Origin of the sequence: Mesorhizobium intechi, assembly GCF_002879535.1 — a bacterium.
Classification (GTDB): domain Bacteria; phylum Pseudomonadota; class Alphaproteobacteria; order Rhizobiales; family Rhizobiaceae; genus Mesorhizobium; species Mesorhizobium intechi.
Map to the genome: position 1 here is coordinate 1 of NZ_PNOT02000004.1, position 5,501 is coordinate 5,501.

General features: G+C 63.4%; 4 protein-coding genes and 1 pseudogene. 3 read left to right on the plus strand and 2 right to left on the minus strand.

All coding sequences use genetic code 11. From position 1 onward, the window contains the following. The first annotated feature begins 272 nt into the window (after window positions 1-272). Window positions 273-2,045 carry a glucan ABC transporter ATP-binding protein/ permease gene (locus tag C1D09_RS00240; protein ID WP_143972438.1) on the plus strand — a complete coding sequence of 591 codons (1,773 nt, stop codon included), beginning with the start codon at window positions 273-275 and terminating at the stop codon, window positions 2,043-2,045. 170 nt (window positions 2,046-2,215) lie between these two features. Then, a complete protein-coding gene (locus tag C1D09_RS00245) occupies window positions 2,216-2,980 on the plus strand; it encodes a heme ABC transporter permease (protein ID WP_143972439.1) in 765 nt (254 codons plus the stop codon). A gap of 26 nt (window positions 2,981-3,006) precedes the next feature. Here C1D09_RS00245 and C1D09_RS00250 read toward each other — a convergent pair whose 3' ends face one another. Next, the gene (locus tag C1D09_RS00250) at window positions 3,007-4,065 is read right to left on the minus strand and encodes a D-TA family PLP-dependent enzyme (protein ID WP_143972440.1); all 1,059 of its coding nucleotides are present in this window, start codon (window positions 4,063-4,065) and stop codon (window positions 3,007-3,009) included. Window positions 4,066-4,306: 241 nt separating this feature from the next. Here C1D09_RS00250 and C1D09_RS00255 point away from each other — a divergent pair, with 241 nt between their 5' ends. Then, complete coding sequence (locus C1D09_RS00255; protein WP_143972441.1) at window positions 4,307-4,993, plus strand: D-lyxose/D-mannose family sugar isomerase; 687 nt, start codon at window positions 4,307-4,309, stop codon at window positions 4,991-4,993. A gap of 28 nt (window positions 4,994-5,021) precedes the next feature. On the opposite strand, the pseudogene C1D09_RS00260 reads toward C1D09_RS00255, so the two are convergent. Further along, window positions 5,022-5,501, minus strand: a pseudogene (locus C1D09_RS00260) (RDD family protein); the annotation flags it as partial.

The window sequence follows — 5,501 nt, forward strand, 5'->3', positions numbered from 1 at the left end:
GCCCGACACTTCATGCACGCCCGCTGTGATTAAAAATGTGGCAGCGCTCGGCCACTGCCATGATTTTGCCGCAAGGCTGGCATTTCACCTTTTATCTCAAACCGTTAGGTGATCACGTCAGATTTCGCACCGTCGTCATCTTTTGTTCGCTAAATGGGAACGGAAGCGATAGACGGGCATTGTTTTGCGACGCGTCAACCGTTACGTGTCAAGCAATGGTGCAGTGCACAATACGGCATTGAGCACAGTAGAGAATTGGCGGAGTAGCTGAAGTGTCACTTCTGCAGATCTATTGGAGAGCGCTGGGCTATCTGGCCGCCGACAAGAAGCGCGTCGCGCTGATTTGCGGCGCCAATGTCGCACTTGCCGCGATCGCCATCCTGGAGCCGATCATGTTTGGCCGGGTGATCGATGCCATCTCCGCGCATGGCTCGGTATTCTCCACGCTTGCCGTGTGGGCCGGTTTGGGCGCCTTCAACGTCATCGCTTTCGTCCTGGTGGCGCGCGGCGCCGACCGCTTTGCTCACGCGCGGCGCAGCGAAGTGCTGTGCCAGTCCTTCGAGCGCGTCATCACGATGCCGCTCGCCTGGCATCATCAGCGCGGCACGTCCAACGCCCTGCACACGCTGCTGCGTGCCGTTGAGACGCTGTTCAGCCTGTGGCTCGAATTCATGCGCCAGCATCTGTCCACGGCTGTCGCGCTCGTCCTGCTTGTGCCGACGGCACTCAGCATGGATGTGCGTATGTCGATGGTGCTGCTCGCGCTTGGAGTGCTCTATGTCGGCATCGGCCGTCTGGTGATGAAGCGCACCAAGGCGGGCCAGGCCGCCGTCGAGCGCCATTACCACAAGGTGTTCGCCCATGTGACGGACTCCGTGAGCAACGTCGCCGTTCTCCAGAGCTACAACCGCCTTGGCCATGAGGCCGAGACGCTGCGCCGCTACGTCAAGAACCTGCTCGACGCGCAGAACCCTGTGCTCGACTGGTGGGCCATTGCCAATGCGCTCAATCGCCTGTCGTCGACCATCTCGATGATGGTTGTGCTCCTGATCGGGGCCTATCTGGTGACCCATGGGCAGTTGCGTGTCGGTGATGTCATCGCCTTCACCGGCTTCGCCACGCTGCTGATCTCGCGGCTCGACCAGATGTCGGCTTTCGCCAACCAGATTTCGGAGGCTCGTGCCAAGCTCGAGGAATTCTACAAGCTCGAGGACTCGGCCGCCGATGCCGCCGAACCGGATGGCCTGCGCGAACTCACCAATGTCACCGGCCATGTCCGCTTCGAGGATGTCTGCTTCGAATTCGCCAATTCGGGACAGGGCGTCAGCGACGTGTCCTTCGAGGTTCAGGCAGGCCAGACCGTCGCCATCGTCGGACCGACGGGAGCCGGCAAGACCACGCTGATCAATTTGCTGCAGCGCGTCTTCTCGCCGTCCAGCGGCCGCATCCTGATCGACGGCATTGACACCCGCACCGTGACGCGCAAGTCGCTGCGCCATTCGATCGCCACGGTGTTCCAGGATGCCGGGCTGCTCAACCGCTCCATCGAGGACAACATCCGTGTCGGCCGCGCCGACGCCAGCAATGACGAGATCCATGCCGCCGCCGTCGCGGCTGCCGCGCAGGACTTCATCCTGGCCAAGAGCAATGGCTACGACACGGTGGTCGGCGAACGTGGCGGCCAGCTCTCCGGCGGCGAGCGCCAGCGCATCGCCATCGCTCGCGCCGTATTGAAGGACGCCCCGATCCTGGTGCTCGACGAGGCGACCAGCGCGCTCGACGTCGAGACCGAGGACCGCGTCAAGGAAGCGATCGACGAATTGCGGCGCGACCGTACGACCTTCATCATCGCCCACCGCCTGACCACGGTTCGCGACGCCGATCTGGTCGTGTTCATGGACAAGGGCAGGGTGGTCGAAACGGGCGGCTTCGCCGAATTGTCGCTGCGCAACGGCCGCTTCGCCAGCCTGCTTCGTGCCGGCGGCCTGCTCAACGACGAAGAAGTCCGCCGCCTCAGCCGCTCCGTGCAGGGCGAGGCCGCGTAAGCATCATCGTTTGCCTCCCCTCGTGGGAGGTCGGACCGAAGATCCAGGTGGGGGCAGCTTCGCCCCCGCGCTTCGCAACGCCCCTCCCGGCAAGGGGAAGGGAGGGCAACCAAGCCTGCGACACCGCCGCTCGATTGCCCCGGTCGCGCCGACGGTTTATGTAAAGCCGCATGAGCGACACGACTTCACGCCTGAGCGGCTGGATGGACCTTGCCAACCCGACGCGCTTCGTCGGGCTGGCCGACAAGGTTGTGCCGTGGCTGGCGACAATCGCCGCGCTCATCCTTGCCGTCGGGCTTTATATGAGTTTCGCTGCGCCTGAGGACTTCCAGCAGGGCATCACCGTGCGCATCATGTACATCCATGTGCCCTTCGCCTGGCTCGCCATGATGTGTTACTCGCTGATGGCGGCCTCTGCCCTTGGCACGCTGGTTTGGCGGCATCCGCTGGCCGATGTCGCGCTGAAATCCGCGGCCCCCATCGGCGCCGTCTTCACCGCACTGGCGCTGATCACCGGTTCGATCTGGGGCAAGCCGATGTGGGGCACCTGGTGGGTCTGGGACGCGCGCCTGACTTCCGTCTTCGTGCTGTTCCTGATGTATCTCGGCATCATCGCGCTGACTCGTGCGCTCGACGATGCCAGCCGCGCCGCCTGGGCCGCCGCCATCATCACGCTGGTCGGCTTCATCAACATACCGATCATCAAGTTCTCGGTCGATTGGTGGAACACGCTGCACCAGCCGGCATCGGTGTTCAGGATGGACGGCCCGACCATCGACCCTAGCCTGCTCTGGCCGCTGCTGGTCATGGCTGTCGGTTTCACGGCGTTGTTCTTCACGCTGCACCTGATGGCGATGCGCACCGAAATCCGCCGTCGCCGGGTGATCGCCATGCGGCGGGTAGCGGCTCGGCAGGCGGAGCGGCAACTAGCCTGATCCCGCCTGTCAGTGGGCCATAGCGGTCAGGTCATCAGCCCGCGTGCTGCGACCGCCAGCGTTTCGAGCACCTGCTCGCCGTCGATCAGGTTGACCTCGTTGAACAGATTGGTGACCACGCAGCAATGGTCGGGCACCACGCGTACGCGCTCGCCGATGCGCAGCTTCGCGTTACCGGAAAGCGTGACGGTCCCGTGTTCTTCGCTGAGCCCGGTGACCCTTGCGTCGGGAGCGCCGAGCAGCTCGCCAAAGTCTTTCAGCCCCAGCGTGTCACTGGATAGCGCCTTGCTGCCCGCATCGAGGATGGCGCGTGTCGCTGTCGGATGGCTGACCACCGTCGACAGCACCGTCAGCGCACAATCGCTCAAGGTGCCGACGCCCTTGGCGACCTGATAGCGGTCGAGATAGATGTAGGTGCCAGGGCGATACTCGGTGACGATCGATGCATCGCTGGAGCGCCACATGTCCGGGGTGCCGCCGCTGGAGATGCGTTCGCAAGCGAGGCCTGAAGCGGCCAGCGCCTGCTTGGCTTCCGCAAGCCAAGCTTCGGCCTCGGCGGCGCGGCCAGCGGCCGGATAGGTCATCAGCCCGCCGAAGGCGAGGCCGCGAGCCTTGTCGATCAGCCTTGCCAACGCAACCGCCTCATCAGCCGTTTGCACGCCGCATCGACCCATGCCGGTGTCGCATTCGACCAGAACCTGGAGAGGATGGCCGGTATCGGAGAAGGCCGCCGCCAGCCCTTCCAGCGTTTCCGCGCTGTCCGCTGTGACCGACAGGGTTACGCGGCCGTGCAGCGCCTTCAGCCGTTCCAGCTTGGCGCGACCGAGAATGTTGTAGGGCAGAAAGATATCTGACAATCCGGCATCAGCCATCACCTCGGCCTCGCCGATCTTCTGGCAGGTTATGCCGACGGCGCCCGCCGCCACCTGCTTCTTCGCCCAATAGGGCAGCTTGTGCGTCTTGATATGCGGCCGCAGCTTCAGCCCGTTCCTGTCGGCATGGGCCTGTGCGCGGGCAATGTTGGCTTCGGCGCGCGCGGCGTCGATCAGGATCGACGGCGTATCAAGGTCGTGGATGGTCGGCATCTTTTATCCCTGTAAGAATTCGCAGGGTTTATGAGCCCGAAAGCGCGTGATGTCACCCGGCCAGCGGACCGGACCGCTGGGCCATCCGCGCGTGGCGCAGGGCGCGGCGGACGGCGAGATGGATCGACACCGCGGCGGCGTTCGGCTATGCGATTTGCAATGCATGTCGCCCAAAAGTGCCCAGCGGCTTTGGGATGACGACATCCAACAACCTAAAGCGTGTACACGAAGGGTCACGATCATGAAACGCTCCGCCATCAACGACATCATCCGCGAAGCCGACGCTTTCATCCGCTCGTTCGGCTACATCATGCCCCCCTTCGCCTATTGGTCGCCCGAGGAGATGAAAGCGCGCCAGATCGATTCCTCGGCGATCTATACCTCGCGTCTCGGCTGGGATATCACCGACTATGGCCAGGAAAAATTCAACGAGCTTGGCCTGTTCCTGTTCACCGTGCGCAACGGCCGCTACGAGGACATGAAGAAGGGCATGGGCATGCTGTATGCCGAGAAGATCATGATCTCGCGCAAGGACCAGCTGTCGCCGATGCACCGCCACAACATCAAGGCCGAGGACATCATCAACCGTGGCGGCGGCAAACTGGTGCTGGAACTGTTCATGCACGACCGCGACGGCGGCATCGACCCCAAGGCCGAGGTGTCGGTGCCTGTCGACGGAACCATCCACAGGCTGCCGGCTGGCGGCCTGCTGAAGCTCGACCCTGGCCAGAGCGTCACGCTGCTGCCAGGCGTCTGGCATGCCTTCTGGGCCGAGGGCAAGGATGTGCTGATCGGCGAGGTGTCGACCGTCAACGACGATCTCACCGACAATGTCTTCCGCGAACCGATCGGCCGCTTCTCCAACATCGACGAAGATGTCGCCCCGGTGCATCTGCTGGTGGCCGACTACGAGAAGTGGCTGAGTTAGAGCACGCCAGACTCGGCTTGGCCCCGCGCTACCGCGCGTATTTGTCCACCTTGCGGTTGCCGAGCAGCAGCTTGCGCTCGAGATGCGCCCTCAGATCACCGTAGTAGGCGGTCAAAAAGGCGTTCGAATCGACCGGCTCGACCTGCGCGCCGATCTTGCGCCCGATCGTTTCCGCCACAGCTTTCATGGCGGAATAATCGCCGCGGCGCAGCACTTCTTCCAGCTTGTGCAATTCGGCGATGCCATAGGCGTCGAGCTGCGCCGGGCTGAAATGGAAGCGCCTGACGACCGGATCCCTTCGCCGCGAAAGGTCCTCGACCAGCTTGAGTTTCGGCGTCTCCACCACCCAGGTTCCGGCAAGCAGGTCGCCAATGCGCAGCCGGTCGCGATTGAACAATAGAAATAGCGCGAACAGCAGCGCCCATACCAGGCCGAAAATCGTCGACAGCGTGTCGGCGACGCCGGCGCCGCCGCGCGCGGCGATGATCGACAGTGGCAGGAAAACCTC